18 protein-coding genes are annotated in these 18,287 nt (G+C 72.5%); 11 read left to right on the top strand and 7 right to left on the bottom strand.

All coding sequences use genetic code 11. The annotated features are described in order from the left end of the window. Positions 1–24: 24 nt before the first annotated feature. Genes ACZ4MU_RS08260 through ACZ4MU_RS08250 form a run of 3 tightly spaced genes read left to right on the top strand, consistent with a single transcriptional unit; the run spans position 25 to position 2,659 of the window. Positions 25–279 carry a lasso peptide biosynthesis PqqD family chaperone gene (locus ACZ4MU_RS08260; protein ID WP_467872561.1) on the top strand — a complete coding sequence of 85 codons (255 nt, stop codon included), beginning with the start codon at positions 25–27 and terminating at the stop codon, positions 277–279. Beyond that, positions 276–710, top strand: a complete 435-nt coding sequence (locus ACZ4MU_RS08255; RefSeq protein WP_467872559.1) for a lasso peptide biosynthesis B2 protein — start codon at positions 276–278, stop codon at positions 708–710. Before ACZ4MU_RS08260 ends, ACZ4MU_RS08255 begins: the two co-directional genes overlap by 4 nt. Beyond that, complete coding sequence (locus ACZ4MU_RS08250) at positions 707–2,659, top strand: ABC transporter ATP-binding protein (RefSeq protein ID WP_467872557.1); 1,953 nt, start codon at positions 707–709, stop codon at positions 2,657–2,659. The genes ACZ4MU_RS08255 and ACZ4MU_RS08250 overlap by 4 nt, the downstream gene beginning before the upstream one ends. A 14-nt stretch (positions 2,660–2,673) precedes the next feature. Here ACZ4MU_RS08250 and ligD read toward each other — a convergent pair whose 3' ends face one another. Both ligD and ACZ4MU_RS08240 read right to left on the bottom strand, forming a co-directional pair. After that, a complete protein-coding gene (gene ligD / locus ACZ4MU_RS08245) occupies positions 2,674–3,585 on the bottom strand; it encodes a non-homologous end-joining DNA ligase (RefSeq protein WP_467872555.1) in 912 nt (303 codons plus the stop codon). A gap of 67 nt (positions 3,586–3,652) precedes the next feature. Next, positions 3,653–4,360: a DNA polymerase ligase N-terminal domain-containing protein gene (locus ACZ4MU_RS08240; protein WP_467872552.1), complete on the bottom strand. Its 708-nt coding sequence runs from the start codon at positions 4,358–4,360 to the stop codon at positions 3,653–3,655. A 414-nt stretch (positions 4,361–4,774) separates the two neighbouring features. Between ACZ4MU_RS08240 and ACZ4MU_RS08235 the strand changes: the two genes are divergently transcribed. From ACZ4MU_RS08235 to ACZ4MU_RS08220, 4 genes are all read left to right on the top strand, one after another. Next, entirely contained in the window at positions 4,775–6,280 is a 1,506-nt protein-coding gene (locus ACZ4MU_RS08235; RefSeq protein WP_467872550.1) for an extracellular catalytic domain type 2 short-chain-length polyhydroxyalkanoate depolymerase, read from the top strand. A gap of 112 nt (positions 6,281–6,392) precedes the next feature. After that, positions 6,393–7,667, top strand: a complete 1,275-nt coding sequence (locus tag ACZ4MU_RS08230) for a MalY/PatB family protein (RefSeq protein WP_467872548.1) — start codon at positions 6,393–6,395, stop codon at positions 7,665–7,667. A gap of 91 nt (positions 7,668–7,758) precedes the next feature. Then, complete coding sequence (locus ACZ4MU_RS08225; protein WP_467872545.1) at positions 7,759–8,691, top strand: aminoglycoside phosphotransferase family protein; 933 nt, start codon at positions 7,759–7,761, stop codon at positions 8,689–8,691. Positions 8,692–8,719: 28 nt separating this feature from the next. Continuing rightward, entirely contained in the window at positions 8,720–8,923 is a 204-nt protein-coding gene (locus tag ACZ4MU_RS08220; RefSeq protein WP_467872543.1) for a hypothetical protein, read from the top strand. Positions 8,924–8,979: 56 nt separating this feature from the next. Here the strand turns inward: ACZ4MU_RS08220 and ACZ4MU_RS08215 are convergent, their stop codons facing one another. After that, positions 8,980–9,888: a hypothetical protein gene (locus ACZ4MU_RS08215; RefSeq protein WP_467872540.1), complete on the bottom strand. Its 909-nt coding sequence runs from the start codon at positions 9,886–9,888 to the stop codon at positions 8,980–8,982. A gap of 456 nt (positions 9,889–10,344) precedes the next feature. Between ACZ4MU_RS08215 and ACZ4MU_RS08210 the strand changes: the two genes are divergently transcribed. Next, positions 10,345–11,091, top strand: coding sequence for a class I SAM-dependent methyltransferase (locus ACZ4MU_RS08210; RefSeq protein WP_467872537.1), 747 nt, complete (start codon positions 10,345–10,347; stop codon positions 11,089–11,091). Positions 11,092–11,180: 89 nt separating this feature from the next. Here the strand turns inward: ACZ4MU_RS08210 and ACZ4MU_RS08205 are convergent, their stop codons facing one another. Further along, complete coding sequence (locus tag ACZ4MU_RS08205) at positions 11,181–11,582, bottom strand: discoidin domain-containing protein (protein ID WP_467873576.1); 402 nt, start codon at positions 11,580–11,582, stop codon at positions 11,181–11,183. On the opposite strand from ACZ4MU_RS08205, the gene ACZ4MU_RS08200 reads away from it, so the two are divergent. After that, complete coding sequence (locus ACZ4MU_RS08200) at positions 11,466–11,954, top strand: ROK family protein (RefSeq protein ID WP_467873574.1); 489 nt, start codon at positions 11,466–11,468, stop codon at positions 11,952–11,954. The genes ACZ4MU_RS08205 and ACZ4MU_RS08200 overlap by 117 nt on opposite strands. A 106-nt stretch (positions 11,955–12,060) precedes the next feature. Further along, positions 12,061–12,531, top strand: coding sequence for a hypothetical protein (locus ACZ4MU_RS08195; RefSeq protein ID WP_467872534.1), 471 nt, complete (start codon positions 12,061–12,063; stop codon positions 12,529–12,531). 148 nt (positions 12,532–12,679) lie between these two features. Here the strand turns inward: ACZ4MU_RS08195 and ACZ4MU_RS08190 are convergent, their stop codons facing one another. The 3 genes from ACZ4MU_RS08190 to ACZ4MU_RS08180 all read right to left on the bottom strand — a co-directional run bounded on the left by ACZ4MU_RS08190 (position 12,680) and on the right by ACZ4MU_RS08180 (position 16,598). Continuing rightward, a complete protein-coding gene (locus ACZ4MU_RS08190; protein WP_467872532.1) occupies positions 12,680–14,092 on the bottom strand; it encodes a family 2B encapsulin nanocompartment shell protein in 1,413 nt (470 codons plus the stop codon). Positions 14,093–14,428: 336 nt separating this feature from the next. Beyond that, positions 14,429–15,328: a methyltransferase domain-containing protein gene (locus tag ACZ4MU_RS08185; RefSeq protein WP_467872530.1), complete on the bottom strand. Its 900-nt coding sequence runs from the start codon at positions 15,326–15,328 to the stop codon at positions 14,429–14,431. Between the two features lie 319 nt (positions 15,329–15,647). Beyond that, on the bottom strand, positions 15,648–16,598 hold the full coding sequence (locus ACZ4MU_RS08180; RefSeq protein WP_467872527.1) for a MerR family transcriptional regulator: 951 nt from the start codon (positions 16,596–16,598) through the stop codon (positions 15,648–15,650). A gap of 139 nt (positions 16,599–16,737) precedes the next feature. On the opposite strand from ACZ4MU_RS08180, the gene ACZ4MU_RS08175 reads away from it, so the two are divergent. Next, the gene (locus ACZ4MU_RS08175) at positions 16,738–18,264 is read left to right on the top strand and encodes an alpha/beta fold hydrolase (RefSeq protein WP_467872525.1); all 1,527 of its coding nucleotides are present in this window, start codon (positions 16,738–16,740) and stop codon (positions 18,262–18,264) included. Positions 18,265–18,287 lie beyond the last annotated feature (23 nt).

Below are 18,287 nucleotides of genomic sequence, written 5' to 3'. Positions count from 1 at the left end.
CCCTGAGCGAAAGGTAGACACACCATGGCACTGCGGCTCGCCGCCGACATCTCCACCGCCCAGACCGACTACGGCACCGTCCTCCTCGACGAACGCAGCGGCCAGTACTGGGAGTTGAATCCCACCGCCACACTGATCATCGAGACGCTCCTCGCGGGCAAGGACGAGACGGCGGCGGCCGACGCGGTCGTCGCCGAGTTCGACATCGACCGCGAGCGGGCGCGGCGGGACGTCACCCAGCTGGTCGGCGAACTGCGCGCCTCGGGACTCGCCGCATGACCACGCCCAGCGCGCTCGAACGCCCCACCGATGTGCCCTTCGCACGGAAGCTGGGCGCGCGGCTGGTCCTGGTGCCCGCCGTCGTGCTCTCCCTGCTGCCGCCCCGCCGCATCCGCCGCGTCCTGAACGTGCTGCGCCGCGGCGCCCCGCCCGCGACGGCCATCCAGGCGAAGAACGCGCGCGACGCGGTGTGCGCCGTGAGCCTGCGCTGCGCCGGACCCCGCGGATGCCTGCCGCGCTCCCTGGGCGCCGCGCTGCTGTGCCGACTGGGCGGCACCTGGCCGACCTGGTGCACGGGGGCACGTGTCGTACCGCCCTTCACCGCCCACGCCTGGATCGAGGCCGACGGGCATCCCATCGACGAAGGAGTGCCCGACGACTACTTCACCCGGCTGATGGCGGTCACCCCAGTGAGCCAGCGCGCTCGATGACCCGCCCCCATGGACAGGGCCCCGACCGTACGACACGGGGCGCGATCGCCACCATGTTCCGTCTCACCGCCGGGCACCGCGGCGCCATGGCCGTCGCCACGGCCCTGACACTGGCGGGCTCGGCCCTGGGGCTGGCCCAGCCGCTCGTCGCCAAACACATCGTGGACGCGAGCGGCGCGGACGCGGCCTTCTGGTCGACGCTTGCGCTCCTGGGCGCGCTGTTCGCCCTGGAGGCGGTCACCGGGGCGGTGGGCCGGTACCTGCTGGAGCGCATGGGCGAGGGCATCGTGTGCCGCCTGCGGCACGGCCTGGTCCGGCATCTGCTCCGGCTGGAGATGAAGGAGTACGACCGCCACCGCAGCGGCGACCTCATCTCCCGGGTCACCTCCGACACCACCCTGCTGCGGGAGGTGGTGGCCCAGGCGCTGGTGGACCTCGGGACGGGCGCCGTCGCCGCGGCGGGCGCGATCGCCCTGATGATGTGGCTGGACCCGCTCCTGCTCCTGCTGGTCACCCTCACGGTGGCCGGCGCCGCGGTGATCGTCGCGTCCCTGCTCAAGGGCATCAGGGCCGCGTCCGAGCACATGCAGAACGCGGTCGGCGCCATCGCCGCCGAACTGGAGCGCGCCCTGGGCGCGTTGCCGATGGTCCGTGTGCACCGGGCGGAGGACCGCGAGGCGGCGCGGATCGGTGAGCGGGTCGACGACGCCTACCGCGCGGGGGTACGCACCGCACAGCTCGCCTCGGTGATGAGTCCCGCTGTCGAACTGGCCGTCCAGGGCTCCTTCCTGCTCGTCCTGGTCATCGGCGGCCTGCGGGTGAACGGCCACACCGGCTCGCTCGGCGACCTGGTCGCCTTCCTGCTGTACGCCTCGTACCTGGTCCTGCCCCTGTCCTCGGTCTTCCGGGCCGTCGGCCTCATCCAGCGCGGCATGGGCGCCTATCAACGCGTCGCGGAGGCCCACAGCCTCCCCACCGAACCCGAACCCGAACCCGAACCCCAACCCGAGCTCGAACCCACACCCGCACCCGCACCCGCACCCGGTTCCGCATACGCCCAACCGCCCGCCCCCGCCCGCGTGCACGCGCGCCCCGCACCCCCTGCCGCGCACACCACCCGGCGGCCGTCGGCAGCCCTCGCCCTCCAGGACGTCCACTTCGGCTACCAGCCGGACCGGCCCGTGCTGCGCGGGGTCACCTTCACCGTCCCCCACCGTCAGCAGGTCGCGCTGGTCGGACGGTCGGGAGCGGGCAAGAGCACACTCTTCGCGCTGGTCGCACGGTTCTACGAACCCGACGCGGGAACCCTCCTGTTCGACGGCCGGCCCACGGCCGAGCTGAGCCGCGACCGGTGCCGGGCGAGCATCGCCGTCGTCGATCAGAACACCCACGTCGTCCACGGCACCCTGCGCGACAACATCACCTACGCCGTACCGCACGCGGGCGACGCCGAGATCCGCCGCGTCATCGAACTCGCCCAGCTCGACGGGGTCGTCCGGCGCCTGCCCGGCGGTCTGTCGGGGATGCTCGGCGAGCGCGGCGCCACGCTCTCCGCCGGGGAACGCCAGCGCGTCGCCCTCGCCCGCGCCCTGCTCGCCCGGCCCTCCCTGCTCCTGCTCGACGAACCGACCTCGCACCTCGACGCCATCAACGAGGCCGCGCTCACCACGGTCATGCGGGAGGCCGCCCAGGAGTGCGCACTGCTGGTCATCGCGCACCGCATGTCCACCGTCCGCCACGCGGACCGGATCGTGGTCCTGGAGGGCGGCCGGGCCATCGGGTGCGGGCGGCACGAGGACCTGCTGACGACCAGCCCCGCCTACCGCGAACTCGCCGCCGGACAGATGCTCGCCCCCGGGCCTCCCCTGCCCTCAGCCGTACGGAACGGCGGCCCGCACGGGTATGCCGACGGCGCGGGTCCCCGCGCCGGGCACCTCGGCAGCGACTGACGGCTCGCGGCCCCTCACTTCCCGTCGCCCAGCGCCGCGAGGCGCTTGCGGGCCGCGTGCAGGGAACGGCCGCGCGGGGCGTTGTGCCACGGGTCGTCCTTGAGGAGCCGGTCGACGTCCGAGACCGTCCAGCGGCGCGCGGTGAGGTCCGGGTCGTCCAGGTCCTCCCAGGCCAGCGGGGCGGCGACCGGGGCGCCGGGGAGGGCTCGTACGGCATAGGGGGCGACCGCGGTCTGGGCGTAGCCGTTGCGCTGGATGTCGAGGTAGAGACGGTCTCCCCGGGCCTGCTTGCGGGCCTGGGTGGTCAGGTGGCCGGGGTGGCGGGCGGCGAGGAGTTCGGCCGCGTCCCGGGCGAACGCGCGCACCTCGTCGAAGGACGCGCGCCGGTCCAGGGGCACCGTGACGTGCAGACCCCGCGAGCCGGTGGTCATCACGGTGGCGGGCAGCTCCAGCTCGTCCAGCAGCTCGCGGGTCCACCGGGCCGCCTCCCGCACGGAAGCGAAATCGTCACCGTGCGGGTCCAGGTCGAAGACGAGCCGGTCGGGGTGGTCGGGGCGATCGGCCCGGGAGAGGAAACGGTGGGGTGTCACGCACGCCTGGTTGGCCAGGTAGACCAGGGTCGCGGTGTCGTCGCAGACCGTGTACGTGACGGTGCCGTCCTCCTTGGGCAGCTCCGCCCGGTGGATCCAGTCGGGGAAGTGGTCCGACACCTCCTTCTGCATGAAGGCCGGTCCGTCGATGCCGTCCGGGTGGCGTTCGAGCATGAGCGGGCGGCCACGCAGATGCGGCAGCATGCGCCGGGACACCGTGCGGTAGTACTCGACCAGGTCGGCCTTGGTGATGCCGTCCCCGGGGAACAGCACCTTGTCGGGCCGGCTGATCTCCACCGTGTGTCCGCCGAGGCGGACGCTCCTGCTCGTGGTCATCGCGTACTCCCGCCGGGTTGTTCGCGGATCTTCGTCGGTGAACGGTGTGCGTGTACGGACGCGGTGCTCATACGCCGTCACCGTTGGCCCCGGCCGCTTCGGCCGCTTCGGCCGCGACCTGCCGGAGGGTGTGGCCGGTGCGCACCGAACGCGCGCGGTGGGGGTCGGGGGTGCCCGCGCCGGAGGCCCGTTCGTCGGAGCGCTTCACCAGCAGCCACGCCTCGCGTTCACCCCGGATGCGGGTGAGCGAGTAACCGCCGTGCAGCTTGCGGCCCTCCAGCCAGAACGAGGCGTGCCCGCGCTCCAGCGCGGTGCCGAAGTCGATCTCCGCGCCACGGCGGTCCTTCGAGAGGTTCCGGTAGGTTCCCTCGTCCCAGACGATCACCGTGCCGCCCCCGTACTCGCCCGCCGCGATCACGCCCTCGAACTCCCGGTACTCCAGCGGATGGTCCTCGGTCGGCATCGCCAGCCGCTTGTCGTGGGGGTCGGTGGACGGCCCCTTCGGTACGGCCCACGACTTCAGGACACCGCCGACCTCCAGACGGAAGTCGAAGTGCATGGCGGTCGCCTCATGGATCTGCACCACGAACACGGGCCGCCGCGCCTGTGCCCCGTCACCGGTGCCCTTGGGCTCGGCGGTCTTGGAGAAGTCACGCCGACGGTGGTACTCCGCCAGCGCGTCCGTGGACGCATCGTCCGCCGGCGCGTCCCCCGACGTGCCCCTCGATGCGTCGTCCTTGGATGTGCCGTCCCTCGATGCGTCCGTGGATGTCATGGCCACCTCCTGACGGCGGACGTCGTTGCGGGGCCGGTCGCGTGGAGCGGCTTGCCCGGCCTCCGGGGGCGGCTACCCCGTGGTCACGCCCGTACCCGCCTCGGGAGCCACCGCCCACCTCCGCCATTCTCCGGCTCCTCGACGTACGACGCAGACCCGGCGGCTCCCCCTGTCGTTACGCACAGTAACGACAGGGGTCGGTCGGTGCCCGCCCAGGTCGTCCGGAACGGGGCCCCGCTGCCCCAGCCGGCGCCCGTACCCCCTGACCGGACGCCTCCGGAAACGCGCCGCCGCCCGCAATGGAGACGTGCGCCATCCGAGGACCGCGCAATGTGTCGTGGCCCCACGTCGAAACGGCCGATGGCCGCTCCCACACTTGCGGCACCTGCCCCCACCCGCATGTGGAGCCCTGCTATGCGCGACCTCAAACGCCTCCGCGTCAAAAGCCTGCTCGTGGCCGTCTCGGCGGCACTCGCCCTGGCCGTGAGCCCGGTCCCCGACGCCGTCGCCACCGTCCCCTCCCCCACCCCGGGATCCCTGCCGCCCCTCACCATCAACTCCGCCTATGTGTCCGGCGTTTCGTCCGGAGGGTTCCTCGCCAACCAGCTGCACGTCGCGCACTCCGAGATCTTCAAGGGTGTCGGGATCTTCGCAGCGGGACCGTACGACTGCTCCCAGGGCAACCTCTCCACCGCGCTGTACGGCTGCATGGACACGCTCCTCGCGCGCAAGAGCCCCGCACAACTGGAGCAGGAGACCCGTGCCCGGGCCGCGTCCGGCGGTGTCGACGCGGTCACGCACCTGTCCGGCGCCCCCGTCTGGCTCTCCCACGGGAGCGCCGACCAGACCGTGGACCGCGCGGTGAACGACGACCTCGCGACCTACTACCGCGACTTCGGGGCGAACGTCACCTACGACACCACCTCCAGGGCCGGACACGGCTGGGTCAGCCCGCTCGGCGAGGTGTCCTGCGCCTCGACGGCCGCGCCGTACATGAACAGCTGCGGCGGTGATCCCGAGAAGGACATGCTCACCCACCTCTTCGGCTCCGTACGACCCGCCACCACCTCCGCGCTGACCGGCCGGCTCGTCCGGTTCGACCAGAACGCCCACGCCCCCGGCGGCAGCGCGTCCGCGATCAGCATGGGCAACGAGGGATTCGCCTACATCCCGCACTCCTGCGCGACGGGTGCGTCCTGCCGGTTGATGGTGGCCCTGCACGGCTGCTACCAGTACTACGGACTCATCGGCGACACGTTCATGGCCGAGGCCAACCTGAACGAGTACGCCGACACGAACGACATGGTCGTCCTGTACCCCCAGGCCACCACGGCGAGCGACAACCCGCGCGGCTGCTGGAACTGGTGGGCGTACGGCGGCGACACCCACTACGCCGAGAAGGGCGGCCGGCAGATCACCGCGATCACGAACATGGTGAACGCGATCGCCCAGGCGCCCACGACACCGGCCCTCCCCGCCCCGACCGGCCTCACCGCCACCGGCGCCACCACGACCACGATCTCCCTGGCCTGGAACCCGGTCACGGGCGCGGCCTCGTACATCGTCCACCGCGACGGCGGCACGGCCAACACCGTCCCGCTCGACGGCACGACCTTCACCGACAGCGGTCTGGCGTCCGGCACCACCCACACCTACACCGTCGCCGCCGTCGACGGTTCCGGTGCGGTGGGGGCGCGTTCGGCCCCGGTGACGGCGACGACCACCCCGTCGACCACTCCGCTGCCGAACTGCTGGACCACCGACAACGTCGCGCACAACCTGGCGGGCCGGTCGTACTTCATCGGTGGCAGGAGCTACGCCGTCGGTACCGGCCAGTACATGGGCCCGTACACCTCCACCGCCCTCAGCAGCCTGCACCTGCGCTCGCCCGGCTCCTGGGAGGTCGTGCCGCACTGCTGAGGCCGTCCACGGCCGGTGTGCGCGCCAGGCGGCCGCCGCGACCTCGGCGGCCGCCGTCCTCGCGTCGTCCCGGCACTTGCGCCGGGATCGCCATGGGGGTCCAATGCTGAAGATGACTGCTGTCGGTGGGCACGGCCTCCCGGACGCCGGGGCCGAAGAGGGGGCGAACCCCCTTGAGGAGCTCTCGCTCGATCAGCTCCGTCGGCGCGCGAGCATGAAGTGGCGCACCTACCCGGCCGACGTCCTGCCCCTGTGGGTGGCGGAGATGGACGTGCCGCTCGCGCCGCCCGTCGCCGACGCGCTGCGCGAGGCCATCGACACCGGGGACACCGGATATCCCGCCGGAACCGCGTTCGCCGAGGCGCTGGCCGGTTTCGCCCGGCGCCGCTGGAAGTGGGACGGCGTGGCCGTCGACCGCACCACGATGGTCCCCGACGTGATGACGGGCGCGGTGCAGGTGCTGCGGCTGATCACCGATCCCGGCGACCCGGTCGTCGTCAACCCCCCGGTGTACGCGCCCTTCTACGCCTTCATCGCCCACGACGACCGCAGGATCGTGGAGGCGCCGCTCGGGCAGGATCTGCGGATCAGCATGGAGACGTTGGAGGAGGCGTTCCGGCGTGCCCGGGAGCGGAGCGGCCGGGGGAAGATCGGCTATCTCCTCAGCAATCCGCACAACCCCACCGGAACGGTCCACACCGCCGAGGAGCTCGCCGCGGTGGCGCGGCTGGCCCGCCGCTACGGAGTCCGTGTCGTCGCCGACGAGATCCACGCGCCACTCGTCCTGCCGGGCGCCGGGTTCACGCCCTATCTGAGCCTGCCCGGGGCCGAGGACGCCTTCTCCCTCATGTCGGCCAGCAAGGGCTGGAACCTCGCCGGAATCAAGGCGGCGCTCGCCGTCGCCGGACCCGGGGCGGCGGCCGATCTGCGCCGCGTCCCCGAGGAGGTCCACCACGGTGCGAGCTTCCTGGGGGTCATCGCCCACACGGCGGCCTACCGCCACGGGGAGCCGTGGCTCGACACCCTGCTGAGGGGACTCGACGCGAACCGGAGCCTGCTGGGCCGGCTCGTCGCGGAACACCTGCCCGGGATCGGGTACGCCCGGCCGGAGGGCACCTATCTGGCCTGGCTGGACTGCCGTTCGCTCGGGCCGGCCCCGGAAGCGGGGCCCGATCGCCCTACGGGCCCCGCGGACCTCGCCGTCGTCACCGACCTGGCGGGCCCGGCCCGGCTGTTCCTGGATTACGCCGGGGTGGCCCTCTCCTCCGGCCACATCTTCGGCACAGGAGGAGCCGGGCACGTCCGCCTGAACTTCGCGACCTCCCGGTCCGTCCTGACCGAGGCGGTCACCCGCATGGGACGCGCGGTGGCCCGCCACACGCGCTGACCCTCACACACGCCGACCGTCCCGGCGGGCAGGACCCGGACGACGGACGACGGCGGACCGCCTCACGCCCGGGGCCGCGTATGGTGCCGGGATGATGGCGATGCCGGAAGAGTTCGTACGGACCACCGTCGAGCGCGAGGGAGAGCCGGGGGCGGCATGGCTCGCCGCGCTGCCGGGGCTCGTGGAGGACCTGCTGGGGCGTTGGGAGTGTGTACCGGACGGGCCGGTCATGCACGGCGGCGTCGGCGTGATCGTCCCCGTACGGCAGGGAGCTGAGCTGCCTGCCGTGCTGAAGGTGTCGTTCCCGCATCCCGGCAACGTCCACGAGCCGGACGCGTTCGTGGCGTGGGGCGGGCGCGGTGCCGTAACTCTGCACGAGCGCGACGACGAGCGGTTCGCGATGCTGCTGGAGCGGGTCCGGCCGTCGACGCTGGAAGAGGTCCAGGACGACGACGAGGTGGTGCGGGTGGCCGGGCGCCTCAACCGCCGTCTGGCCGTCCCCGCGCCGCCCTGCCTGCCGCGGCTGCGTGAGCGGACGGGCGCCTGGGAGGAACAGCTCCGCAGGGACGCCGAGGAGATGCCTCACGCGCTGCCGCGCGACGTACTGGACGCGGCCGTGGCGACGTTACGCGAACTGGGCCCCGTCCAGCCCGACACCCTCGTCCACGGGGACCTCCACGCCCGGAACATCCTGCGCGCCGACCGCGAGCCGTGGCTGGCGGTCGACCCCAAGGGGTACGCGGGCGATCCGGCCTACGACGGCGGCACGCTGCTCAAGTCGCGCGCGCTGACGCTTCTCGGGGCGGACGATCCGGGCAAGGCGGTCGACCGCGTCCTGGACGTCTTCGCCGAGGCCGCGGAGCTCGACCGGGAACGTGTGCGGCGGTGGGCGCAGCTCCACGCCGTACAGGCCGCGTTCTGGGGCCGCCGCCACGGGTTCCGTGTCGCCCGAGGCGGACCGCTGCTTGACTGGATCACCGAGTTCGCCGGCCATGTGGCGGGATTGCTGACGAGGCGCCCGTGAACTCTCTCCCCTTCAGGGGCGCCCGCCGGTGTTGGCAAACACACGGGCGGCCGGACCGGTTCCGCCTGGTCGACGTCGGCTGCGCCCGCTCGCCGTCGCCGCCGCCTGCCTCGGCGCGCCGATCAACGGCGGCGGCGCGCCCGCGCTGCTGGTCGGTGCGGTCGCGGCCGCGATGCTGTGCGTCGAACCCGCGGTGCACCGCCGGTGGTACCGCCAGGTGCTCGGGACGTAGTCCTGCCCGGGAGGGGGCGGGCGTCGACCTCGCCGCTTCGGGGGGGGCGAGGGTGGTCAGACACCGCCCTCGATGAGCGTCCAGCCCGACGACACCTCGGGGAGCGAGCCGACGTTCGCATAGCGGCCGTGGGACAGCGTCGATGTCCACGCCGTGCCGTCGTCCTTGTAGAAGAAGAGGCTGTCCGAGGTTCGGCCCGTCTTCTCCCAGATACCGGAGCTGCCGATCTTGTTGAAGTCGATGTTCGAGCCGTTGGCCGCCCTCGACACCCGGAACTCGAGTTCGTCATCGGCCCTCGCCAGGGACAGCACGGAATCCCTGGTCGCGGTCAGCTCCCCGAGGAAGTCGTCTTTCGGGATGCCGCCCTTGTCGTGGTAGACACCGCCGGAGAGGGTGCCGTATCCCACGTTGCTCCAGGGCGCATCGCCCGAGCCGTGCCTGGCCGCGGAGATCAGCGTGTCGCAGGAGGCGGCCATGGTCCCCCAGCCCGTGCTGAAGTTGTCGTACACACGCACCTGCCGGAACACGCCGTGCTTGAGGGTGCCGGTGACGCCGTGGCCGGTGTCTCCGTTGTAGAAGATCACGGAGTCGCCGGAGGCCTTCACAAAGGTCCAGTCCGTGGAGAAGTTGTCGTAGGAGTGGGTGCGGTGGTAGCGCCCGCCCTGGAGGGTGCCGACCTCCCCGGCACCGGTGTCCTTGTTGTACAGCACCAGCGTGTCGCGGCTCGCCGCGCCGTGCGTGTACCCGGTCGGCAGGTGGAACTCCGCCTTCTGCCGCCAGTGGCCGGCGGAGAGGGTGCCGGTCGCGGCCGAGCCGCTGTCGGCGTTGTAGAAGAGGATCGAGCTGCTCGGCCTCGTCTGGTCGCAGTACGACGAGGTGGCGCTCGCGGGTGACACCGGGCCGGCCAGCAGGACGGCCGTGGCGGAAGTGACCGCGGCGAGCGCGGCCACCAGGGTTTTCCTCATGGTTTTCCCCATTTCCTCGCACCGGGGTGCCTGCGGCACCGGGGCGCGGGGCCGACCGCCGGGCGCACCGGGACCTCGCGCCACAGGCATGCAGGCGTGGGAGGGAAGACGGACGTACTCACGGGCGTCGCCGCCCGCCCTCGCGGCGTCGGCCTGCCGTGCTGCCGAGTGGGCCGCACGCCCGCGCCCGTACGCAGACGTCCTTTCCCATCGTGCGCCGCCCGGACCCGCCTCGCATCTCGGTGCGGCGGCGGGTCGACACCACGACGCGGCCGGGTGCCCCGGAGGTGTTGGTTGATACGAGGTCCACCCACCCAACTTCTCTGTGTCATCTGCCAGTACGGCCCTCGGACCAGCCAGGAGCAGACTTCTGGCACGACCGCGAGGCCGGTGATCCTCCGGTTCCGGAGGTCCGGCGTGGCCGCGTACAAGTCGATCCACACAAGGGGGCAGCACGTGAGCGTGCAGCAGCAGTACGACGAGATCGGTGAGGCGTTCGAGGGGTTCAAGTCCCTGCCACTGATCCGTTACGGGGAGGTGCCGAGCGTCCTGGGCCTGGTCGGCGACGTTCGGGGCAAGTCGGTTCTGGACCTGGCGTGCGGCACCGGTTTCTACAGCAGGGAGCTCAGGCGCCGCGGCGCCGCGGACGTCTTCGGTGTCGACATCTCCGGCGAGATGATCGCCGTCGCGCGCAGGATCGAGCAGGGCGAACCGCTGGGTGTGCGCTACGAGGTCGGTGACGTGGCCGAACTCCCGGCGCTCGACCGGCCTTTCGATCTGGCCCTGGGCGTGCAGTGCCTCAACTACGCCAAGGACATCGCGGAGATGGAGCGGATGTGCCGCGGCATCCACCGCAACCTGGTACCGGGAGGATCGTTCTACCTGTTCTGCCAGAAGCCCGACTACCGGTTCGGCAACCCGCCGCTGGACAAGTACGGATTCCGCTGCGAGCCCACCGGCGAGGAGAGCGAGACGGGGCCGCGGGTGCGGGTCACCGCTCTTCTCGACCCGGAGCCGGTCAGCATCCTCGCCGCGGCCCCGCGCCGCGAGGTCTATGAGCAGTGTCTGCGGGCTGCCGGGTTCAGCGAGGTGGAGTGGGTGCCGCTGGAGATCTCCGAGGCCGGCGTGCGCGAGTACGGAGCGGACTTCTGGGCGGACCTCCTCGCGAACCCGCCGCTGGAGATGCTGCGCTGCCGCGCCTGACCGGCCCGGCGGCGGATCCGTAGCCGGACCTCTCTTCACGGGACCGGGGTGGAGTCACCTCTGCCGACGCGAAGAGAGGTCCACAGCGGTCACCTCTCCTCCTGCGCCCCCGCCCGGTTCACCGTCAGCTCCGCGATGCCCGGGTACTCCTTGGCGTTCGGGGCACCGTGCACCGTGACCCGTACGTACCGCGCCAGTCGTACGCCGTCCCGCACCGCACTCGTCCAGTGCCGGCCGTCGAGGGACAGCTCGACGCTGTAGGCGATGGGCTTGGCCGCGGTCCAGGCAGGGGTGACGTTCTTGACGCGGACGGGCCCGGCGAGGTCCGTCGTCAGCCGGCCGCTCGCGCCGTCCGGGACCCAGGCCGTGGCCGCATTGCCGTCCACCGCGGCACCCGCGTACATGCCGGGCTGCTGGGAGGAGGCCGTGGCGCCACGGTCGTCGACAACGATGCCAACACCGCCTGCTGGGCCGAGTACCGCCTCGGCCACCGCGCCCCGTACATGGCGTTCCTCACCGTCGGCACCGGCGTCGGCGGCGTCGTCGTTCTGGGCGACCGGCTGTTTCGCGGGAGCTCCGGTATCGGTACGGAGATCGGCCACAGATCGTCGATCCGTACGGGCCGGAGCGGTGCGGCTGCGGAACGGTGGGCTGCCTGGAGTCCCTGGCGTCCGGGACAGCGCTGGGCCGCTACGGCGCCGGGGCCGCCGCCCTCGACCCGGGCGGAACGCTGGCCACTCTCTCGGGGGGCGCCTCCCGGGTCACGGGCCGGGCCCGTACACCCGGGCCGGCGTGGGGCGGCCGCTCGCCCGGCGTACACCCGAACGGTGGTCTCGTCGGGTCACGCTGCGCATTCGGCGTAGGAGCGGTGGCTGAGGTGGCGGTCGTGGCGCACGGTGTGGTTGAGGAAGTGCGGCGTCATGCCTGTCTCCCTGATCCACCGCCCTCTCGAACGGAGAACCGTCTCTGATGCGTGCCACATGGACCGCTGCCGCCCTGACGGCAGCGCTCACCCTCACCCCGGTCGCCTCGGCCGCCGCCGCCCCGCGTCCCGGTGCCGACACCCCGCAGCCGATCACGGCGTCGGCCCTGCCCATGGTTCCGACCGGGTCGGCCGTCCCGGCGGGACCGGCGGCCGACCTGGTCCCCCAGGGGAAGACGCAGACGCCGCTGGCACCGCAGATCGCGCCTGCGGCGCCCGCCGACGACGGAGGCGCCGGCGGACTGGTGTCGATCGTGACGAACCTGGTGAAGACCCTCCAGAACGTGCTGTCCAGCCTCACCGGTGGTCTGTCGTCGGCCAAGCCTCCCGCGGCGCCGAGCGCGCTCAACGAGCAGGCCACGACGAACCAGGTGGTCCCCCCGGCCACACTGGCGGAGCTCGTCAAGACGGTGAACGCCCTGCAGGCCGCCGGGCCCGCCCCCCGTTCGGCTCACTAGCCGCCCGAGGTCCCCGTCCGGGGCGGGCGGCAACCGCTCCGGACACGGCGCCCGACGCGGCGCCGCACGCGGGCCGGCGGTCCGGAAGCGGTCCCGGGCCCAGACATGACGGGCCGGGACGGACGACGCGTCCGGACAGGGAGCGGCATCAGCTCCAGCGGCTGACTTCCACGTTCTCCAGGACACCGAGGGCGTCGGGGACCAGGATCGCGGCCGAGTAGTAGGCGGTGACGAGGTACGAGATGATCGCCTGCTCGTCGATGCCCATGAACCGGACCGACAGACCCGGCTCGATCTCGTCCGGGATCCCCTCCTGGCGCAGACCGATCACCCCCTGCTCGTCCTCACCCGTACGCATGCACAGGATCGAGGTGGTGCGTTGGGGGGTGACGGGGATCTTGCCGCACGGGAAGAGGGGCACACCGCGCCACGCCGGAATCCGGTGGCCGTTGAAGTCCACCGACTCCGGAACCAGGCCGCGTTTGCTGCACTCGCGGCCGAATGCGGCGATGGCCTTGGGGTGGGCGAGGAAGAACTTGTTGCCGCGGCGACGCGCGAGCAGTTCGTCCATGTCGTCGGGGCTGGGGACGCCGTCGTGGGGCTGGAGGCGCTGGTCGTAGTCGCAGTTGGCGAGCAGTCCGAACTCGCGGTTGTTGATGAGTTCGTCCTCCTGGCGCTCGCGCAGCGCCTCGACGGTGAGCCGCAACTGCTGCTCGGTCTGGTTCATCGGCTGGTTGTAGAGGTCGGCGACCCGGCTGTGGACCTTCAGCACGGTCTGGGCGACGGAGAGTTCGTACTCGCGGGGCGCGCTCTCGTAGTCCACGTACGTGTGCGGGATCACGGCTTCGCCGACATGGCCGGCCGACAGGTCGATGGCGGCTTCGCCGTGCTTGTTGGTGCGCTGCTCCGGGATCGCGGCATAGGCGGTCAGATGATCGCTCAGCGGGGTCGCGCGCTCGGCGAGGTTGAGCACGTCCGCACGGCTCAGCGCCAGAACAGTACAGGCCGTCGCCGCCCGGGCCGAGGCGTCCCAGGTGGCATCGCCCGAGACCAGCGCCTGCTCACCGAGGTACGCCCCGTCGGCCAGGACGTCCAGCACCGCCTCGCCTCCGTAGGGGCCCGGGCCGACGCGCTCAACCCGGCCGTGGGCCAGCAGATACACCGTGTCCACGACGTCCCCGGCGGTGGCGATGACCTCTCCGGCGGCGAACTCGCGCTGCTCGCAGCGGTTCGCCAGCTCCCCCAGCACCGCCTCGTCCGTGAAGCCGCGCAGCGCGGGCAGCTCTCCGAGCTCGGCGGGAATGACCTCGACCCGCTCACCGGTCTGCACAAAGGTGACCTGCCCATCACCCACCGCGTGGCTCAGCCGCCGGTTGACCCGGTACGTACCACCCTTGACCTGCACCCACGGCAGCATGCGCAGCAGCCACCGGGAGCTGATCTCCTGCATCTGGGGAGCGGACTTGGTGGTGGTCGCCAGATTCCGCGCGGCTGCGGTACCGAGACTCTGTTGTTCGCGTTCCCGGTCCACCGACTCCTGCGGACTTGCGTCAACCGACATGAAGGTCCTTCCTTGGAACGGAGAGCAGTCAGGGACAGCCTGACCGCAAGGAAGGTGAGTTCGCTATTACACGAACGAGTTAAAGAATGTGCCAACTCGCGGGCACGGGGCGGGATCCAGCCAAACTCGGACGCGTGCCGCGCAAACTTTGGGCGGGCGATTTCCTTATTCCCCGCGCAATTCGGGGAAGCGGCACTTTTGTCTTCCTCTTTCCTGCGGCGACGGGCGTGAACGGGCAATCCGCGCTCACCCGATCCCCCCTCACCGCCGATACCGTGGACATGACCTGCCGATGAATCAGGGACGGGGTGCTTGTCGGGGTCCGGACCCGAGTCCTCACTCCACCAGGGAGATCCGCTGGTGTCCGTCGCGCACGGTGACGCGGTATTCGACCTCGGTGTAGGCGGGCCACGGCCCCCGCACCGTTGGCCAGCCGAGTTCGCTGTAGGGGAGCTCGTCGCGTTGCCCGCGCATCTTCATGAACGCCACGCCCGTCACGAGCCGGCCCTGGGCACCGCCTTCGCCGTCGGCGACCAGGCGCAGCAGGGCGTCGTGGCCGAACGGGCCATTGAGCGGGGTGATGACGACGGCGCCCGGGGCGGCCTGGTCGAGCCAGGCCTGCGGAACGCGGCGCACCGCGGCGGTCGAGATGATTCTCGTGTAGGGGCGTCTCTGAGGGTGCCCCTGCTCGCCGTCCGCGCAGATGACGGTCGGCCGCAGTCCCAGTCGGGCGAGCCTGTCCCGGGCCAGATCGGCGAGCCGCCGGTCTATCTCCACCGTGACGAGCCGGGCGGGCGGCACGCGTTGGGCCAGCACGGCGGTGCTGTAGCCGGTGCCGGTACCGATCTCCAGGGCCGTGTCGTCGGGGCCGGGGTCGAGGTGGTGCAGCATGTCGACCACGACGGCCGGGCACGAGGCGGCCGAGGTGAACGCCTCCCGGGTCGGGCCGTCCTGCGGCCGTACCCGCCCGTCGGCGACCTGCGTGATGAGGGATGCCTGCGCCGAGTAGACGGCCCGCAGCCACGAACGGGGCTGCCGGGTGCGGTCGATGACCGGGTGCAGCCCGTCCTCGCGGGGGTAGGGCCACCACACCTGATCGGGTACGAAGTGCTCGCGCGGCACCGCCAGGAACGCGGCACGCAACCAGGGCCGTCCATGGAAGTGGCCGAATTCCTTCCCGTCGAGTTCGGCGGCGCAGCGCGCGCGCAGCTCCTGCGGGTCGACCCGGCTCGTCATGCCGGCGTATCCGCCTAGTCGTCCTCCGGCGGCGGGGTGGGCTCGGGCTCCGGAGCGGGGTTTCCCGGGTCACCCGGTGAGCTGTGCGGTCCGCCGACCTGACCGTCCGAGTCCTGACGACTGCTCATGAGTACCTCCTGCCGAGGCGACGGCCAACTTCTGGCTGTGACCGTCCCCTTGGGAGGACGGTACCTCCGCACGGGGACGGAGATCCAGGCGGCGGGGTGGCCCGCCGCCGATCGGTCGTCCTCGGACCACCACGCCTGCGTCCGCTCGTCCGTGCCTTCCTTGCCCCGCCTCTCGCTGATGCCCGCGCGGCTCAGGCCGCCGCCTCGGCCGTCTGCGCGGACAGCGCCGCGAGCAGCCAGTCGTGTGCCACGCCGGGGGTGGGTGCCGGTCGGCCGTCCGGGGGGCCGGTCACCTCGGCCACCAGCTCCCAGTACCGGTCGAGCCGCGGGTCCGCCGCGAGCCAGGGACCCAGGGCGCTCCGGAAGCCGGGGGTGTCGCGGGTGAGCTGGGAGGCCGCGTAGGCCGCGACGAAGCAGTCCAGCGCCTCCCCCGCGCGGGGGAGGCGCCCCCGGCGCAGCTGCGCGCCCGCCAGCTCGTACGCCTCGGCCAGGCCCGCGTACAGCACCTCCGGGCGGAAGTCCGGTGAGGAGGTGTGTGCCGCGGGCTGGCAGAGTTCGTCGGCGAGGCACGGCCCGGTCACGAGGGCGTTGAGCCGGGCGAAGGCCAGGACCTGCGCGGGCGTCGGATCGTCGGGCGGTGCCGGGACCGCCACGTCCAGGAACGCCGAACGGGCGCGGACCGGCATCCGGGGCGGCAGCCAGGCCTGCCAGAACCGCGCCAGCGGGTCCGTGCTCGGCGGGGCGGCCACCGCGCCCAGCAGCCGCAGCCGGTCGGCACGCTCCCCTGGCGCGCACTCCTGGACGAGCCGCAGCCCCGCCTCGCGCCACCGCAACGCCCGCATGTGCTCGCCCAGTTCCCGCAACTGCCCCGCGACGGCCGCCTCCAGCGCCGCGCCTCCCGTGCCGTCGTCCTCGTCGAGGATCCGCCGCACCTCGGGCACCGACAGGTCCAGCGCGCGCAGCGAGCGGATCAGCCGGAGCCGGTCCAGCGCCGCCGGGCCGTATCGGCGGTGTCCGCCCGCGCTGCGGGCGGCCTCGGGCAGCAGGCCTCGGTCGGAATAGAAGCGGACGGTCTTGACGGTGACGCCGGCCTGCTCGGCGAGTTCACCGATGCTCCACAGGCCGTCGTGGGAAAGCGGCACTTGAACCTCCCTCAGGGGGAGTTCCTACCGTACCGGTGAGCGCGGACGGCCGATCAAGGACCACGGGGGTGCCGTCCGCGCGCGGACCGCACGGACCGCCGCGTACGGGGGTTTCCGGCAAAGAGGGAAGGGAAGTTTCATGACCGCGTTCATCCTGGTGTCCGGCACGTTCACCGGCGGTTACGTATGGGAGGAGACGGTGGCGCGGCTGCGCGCGGCGGGTGCCGAGGTGCACGCGCCGACGCTCACCGGGCTCGGCGAGCGCCGCGTGGCCGCCGCGCCCGGCACGGATCTGGAAACGCACACCGCCGATGTGCTGGCCGTGATCGACAGTGTCGACGTGGACCAGGACCTCGTGCTCGTCGGCCACGACTACGGCATCCACCCCGTGCTCGGCGCCGCCGACCGGCGCGCCGGGCGCGTCACGCGGATCGTGTACGTGGACGCGGGCATGCCGATGGACGGGCTCCCGGCCCTGGCCGCCGTCCCCGACCAGGCCCTGCGCGCGGAACTCGCGAAGCTCGCCGAGCAGGGCGGCGGGGCGGCCGCCGGGCTGCTCCCCGCCCCGGCCGACGCCGTCGAGTGGCAGCGGTGGGGCAGCACCGAGGGCGTCCCCGAGCAGGCGCTGGAGCGGCTGACCCGGCTCGCCGCGCCGCAGCCGCTCGGCACGCTGCTGCAACCGCTCCGTCTGACGGGCGCGGTGGCGGCCGTGCCGACCAGCGCCGTGCTGTGCAGCGGCAACGGCGCGGGCATCGAACTGCTCCAGAACCTGGTGAACATCGGCCACTCCGCCCTTCAGGCCCTCGTCGACCCCCGGGTGTCGTTCTTCGAGCTCCCCACCGGGCACTGGCCGATGCTCTCCTCCCCCGGCGAGCTGGCCGACGCCCTGCTGGCGGCGGCCAAGGGCGAGGGACACCGGCTGACCCCGGCCACCGACGAACTCCCCTCCCATCTGCGGCCGTTCCCCCTGGACGTACCCGAGGTGCCGCGCGAGAGGAACGGACACCTCGACCTGTACGTCCCCGGGGCCACCGGTGAGGGACCGCTGCCCGCCGTGCTGTTCGTCCACGGCGGTCCGGTGCCCGCCGACGCCCGGCCCACCCCGCGTGACTGGCCCTTGTTCACCGGTTACGCGCGCCTCGCGGCGGGGCAAGGCGTGGTCGGCGCGGTGCTGGACCACCGGCTGCACGCCGTGACCGACTATCCGCTCGCGGCACGGGACGTCGCGGCGGCGGTGGAGGCGGTACGGGCCGACCCCCGGGTCGACGCGGACCGTATCGCCCTGTGGTTCTTCTCGGCGGGCGGCCTGCTCTGCGCGCCGTGGCTGGGCGCGCCCCCGGCGTGGCTGCGCTGCGTCGCGGCCACGTATCCGGTCCTGGCGCCGCTGCCGAACTGGGGCTTCGGTGAAAGCGGCCTCCGCCCGGTGGACGCCCTGCCCGAGGCGGGTGACCTGCCCATCGTGCTGACGCGGGTGGGTCGGGAGATGGCGGAGATCGCGACGACCGTCGAGGAGTTCCTTGCCGCCGCCGAGGACTGCGGTGCCGAGGTGGAGGTGGTCGATGTCCCCGAGGGCCACCACGGCTTCGAGACGCGCGATCCCGGCGACGAGGCGCGCGCGGCCGTCGAACGGGCGATGGACTCCGTGCTGGCCCACCTGCGGGCCTGACGGCCCGGCCGCGCCCGTTGGGG

Source organism: Streptomyces sp. NPDC026377, assembly GCF_055567715.1.
The sequence above is the reverse complement of the archived record's forward strand: the minus strand, read 5'-3'. Positions and strand labels throughout refer to the sequence as shown.

What these genes read in the sequence shown, in the direction of transcription:
- ACZ4MU_RS08260 (WP_467872561.1), top strand. Translation starts at nt 25, where the DNA reads ATGGCACTGCGGCTCGCCGCCGACATCTCCACCGCCCAGACCGACTAC.
- ACZ4MU_RS08255 (WP_467872559.1), top strand. Translation starts at nt 276, where the DNA reads ATGACCACGCCCAGCGCGCTCGAACGCCCCACCGATGTGCCCTTCGCA.
- ACZ4MU_RS08250 (WP_467872557.1), top strand. Translation starts at nt 707, where the DNA reads ATGACCCGCCCCCATGGACAGGGCCCCGACCGTACGACACGGGGCGCG.
- ligD (WP_467872555.1), bottom strand. Translation starts at nt 3,585, where the DNA reads ATGACCACGAGCAGGAGCGTCCGCCTCGGCGGACACACGGTGGAGATC.
- ACZ4MU_RS08240 (WP_467872552.1), bottom strand. Translation starts at nt 4,360, where the DNA reads ATGACATCCACGGACGCATCGAGGGACGGCACATCCAAGGACGACGCA.
- ACZ4MU_RS08235 (WP_467872550.1), top strand. Translation starts at nt 4,775, where the DNA reads ATGCGCGACCTCAAACGCCTCCGCGTCAAAAGCCTGCTCGTGGCCGTC.
- ACZ4MU_RS08230 (WP_467872548.1), top strand. Translation starts at nt 6,393, where the DNA reads ATGACTGCTGTCGGTGGGCACGGCCTCCCGGACGCCGGGGCCGAAGAG.
- ACZ4MU_RS08225 (WP_467872545.1), top strand. Translation starts at nt 7,759, where the DNA reads ATGATGGCGATGCCGGAAGAGTTCGTACGGACCACCGTCGAGCGCGAG.
- ACZ4MU_RS08215 (WP_467872540.1), bottom strand. Translation starts at nt 9,888, where the DNA reads ATGAGGAAAACCCTGGTGGCCGCGCTCGCCGCGGTCACTTCCGCCACG.
- ACZ4MU_RS08195 (WP_467872534.1), top strand. Translation starts at nt 12,061, where the DNA reads ATGCGTGCCACATGGACCGCTGCCGCCCTGACGGCAGCGCTCACCCTC.
- ACZ4MU_RS08190 (WP_467872532.1), bottom strand. Translation starts at nt 14,092, where the DNA reads ATGTCGGTTGACGCAAGTCCGCAGGAGTCGGTGGACCGGGAACGCGAA.
- ACZ4MU_RS08185 (WP_467872530.1), bottom strand. Translation starts at nt 15,328, where the DNA reads ATGACGAGCCGGGTCGACCCGCAGGAGCTGCGCGCGCGCTGCGCCGCC.
- ACZ4MU_RS08175 (WP_467872525.1), top strand. Translation starts at nt 16,738, where the DNA reads ATGACCGCGTTCATCCTGGTGTCCGGCACGTTCACCGGCGGTTACGTA.